Source organism: Skermanella sp., from assembly GCF_059503625.1.
On record NZ_JCACHA010000459.1, the window covers coordinates 1 to 2289 of the forward strand.

At 64.6% G+C, this 2289-nt stretch carries 3 protein-coding genes; 1 reads left to right on the top strand and 2 read right to left on the bottom strand.

Going from position 1 to position 2289, the window contains the following annotated elements:
• The coding region (locus tag AC5JJ6_RS10075; RefSeq protein ID WP_496041910.1) for a GNAT family N-acetyltransferase at positions 1–401 on the top strand (401 nt) is incomplete at its 5' end.
• Between the two features lie 6 nt (positions 402–407).
• Here AC5JJ6_RS10075 and AC5JJ6_RS10080 read toward each other — a convergent pair.
• Together AC5JJ6_RS10080 and AC5JJ6_RS10085 are read right to left on the bottom strand one after the other, a co-directional pair.
• A complete protein-coding gene (locus AC5JJ6_RS10080; protein ID WP_496041911.1) occupies positions 408–1463 on the bottom strand; it encodes a potassium channel family protein in 1056 nt (351 codons plus the stop codon).
• A gap of 138 nt (positions 1464–1601) precedes the next feature.
• The coding region (locus AC5JJ6_RS10085; RefSeq protein WP_496041912.1) for a hypothetical protein at positions 1602–2289 on the bottom strand (688 nt) is incomplete at its 5' end.

Sequence of the window (2289 nt, forward strand, 5' to 3'; positions counted from 1 at the left end):
TCAGACGCCTACGCCGCCAGATCATCGAGTGGCGCGACGACGAGGCGTACAGCTTCCTGGCGGTCGACCGCCGGACCGACCGCGTCGTCGGCGGTATCGGCCTCAGCAACATCCGGCGCGGGGTAGCGCAGACCGCGACGCTGGGCTACTGGGTCGGCGAGGTCTATGCCCGGCGCGGCTATATGAGCGAGGCGACCCGCCTGACCCTGGACTTCGCCTTCGGGCAGCTGGGATTGCACCGGATCGAGGCCGCCTGCCTGCCGACCAATGCCCCCAGCCGGGGTCTGCTGGAGAAGACCGGCTTCCAGTACGAGGGCTATGCCCGAGGCTATCTCCGCATCGACGGCGCGTGGCGCGACCACGTGCTGTACGCGATCCTGCGGGATGAATGGCGCGGGTGAAATCCTTTACGGATTGCCGGCCGGCTTCGGCGCCGGACAGATCATCAGCAGCTTGTCGCCGGGCTGGATGCGGTACCGTTCCCTCTCTATGAAGGGGACCTCGCGCTCGCCGCTGTGGATGTGGACGACCACGCCGCCCGCGACCTCGGCCATGGTCTTGCCGACATCCTCGGGGCGGGCGGTGCGCTCGTCCATCACCATATGGCCGCCGGTCGACATCAGGTCGCATAGGAAGGGCGTCGCGTGCTGGGTTTCCACCGCGTCGGCCAGCAGGTAGCCGCCGACCCTGGTGGGCGTCACGACAAGGTCGGCCCCGCTGAGGCGGGCGAGTTTGATGTTCTCCTCGTTCCGGATGCTGGCGATGACCTTCGAATGCTTCGACAGGTGGCGGACGGTCAGGATGACCAGGATGTTGGTGTCGTCCCGGCGAGTGTTGACGATCACCGCCTTGGCCTTGTCGACACAGGCCTTGGCCAGCAATTCCTCGCTGGTGGCGTCGCCGAGCAGTCCTACGAAGCCGGCATCGGCGGCGGCGCGGACGCGGTCCTCCGCCAGATCGATCGCGACGATCTTCTCGTCCGGGTGGCCTTTGGCGACCATTTCCCTGGCGGCGATCATGCCGCTGTGCCCGAACCCGCACACCACGATGTGCCCTTCCAGACTTTGATGAAGCCGGGCCATGCGGAAATCCTCCACGATCTTCTGGATGACGAACTCGTATGCGGTGCCGAGAAAGATCAACCAGATGAAGATCCGGATCGGCGTCACGGCGAAGGCGTCGATCAGCCGCGCCGTGTCGCTGACGGGCACGATGTCGCCGTAGCCCACCGTGGTCACGGTGATCATGCCGAAATACAGGATGTCGGAAAACGAGATATGCCCGTCGATCTGGTCCTTCAGGCCGTCGCGGTCGAACCAGAAGATGGCGATCACGATGGCGAGCAGGAGAAAGATCAGGCAAGCCCTGACCAGCAGCGTCTTTTCCGGCGACAGGCCGGACTTGACGTGGAGGATCAGGGAATTCTTCGGGCCGCGCTTGCGCCGGTCAGAGAATTGCCGCATGCCCGTGCCCGTCGTTCCGCGGGAGCATGGAATTCCACTGCACCGGCTATCTCCCCCCAATTCACTTCAGATGCGACAACGCAGGGGCGGGGGAGGTCGTTCCAAGCCGGCCGACAACAGCCGGTAATAGCCGTCCGTTTATCGGCGTCCGGTCAGGGGCCAGTCGTTGCTGACCGCGAAGTTGCGGGCCAGGAACCGGTAGGTGTCCTTCAGCAGCGCCTCCATCTCGGCCGAGGGCTCGACCGTGATGGCGCTCCAGGGATTGATCATCTCGTCCCACAGCATCAGCCGGTTATGCAGTTCGTCGCGCATCTCGCGGATGAACTTGGTCTGCGGTCCGATGTTGCGCAGCACCGCCAGGATCTCGCCGGTCTGGGCATCGGCCTGCGTGAACATCGAGTCGAAATCGGCAACCGGGGCGCGGATCAGCACCTGCATGCGGAAGATCTCGTTCCGGATGCCGGGCTCCCGCTTGTAGATCTTGGACAGCATGATCAGCTGCGCGTTGATGTACTGGACCTTGCAGTAGCGGTCGCGCAGCGCCTCGATATAGGAAAGCTCGCGTGCGAGCTTTTCGATCATATCGACGACTTCCTGCTTGCGGTCCGCCCCGATGCCCAGCTTCTCCGCCGCCTTGGTGAAGGCTTCCTGCACCCTTGCCTTGGTCTTGGGATCGTCGGCGATCTGCTCGAGCTGGGTCAGGTCCACCATCAGCGTGTCGCCGCCGGTCAGCCACGAGACGAGCTGGACGGTCAGCCGGTTGCGCGCGATGGTCCTGTGCTTCTCCTCCACCGTCCAGGATGCCGTGCCGTCCAGCAGCTCGTGC

Excerpts from the sequence above, each read along its gene's own strand:
- AC5JJ6_RS10080 (WP_496041911.1), bottom strand. The coding sequence starts at position 1,463 with ATGCGGCAATTCTCTGACCGGCGCAAGCGCGGCCCGAAGAATTCCCTG.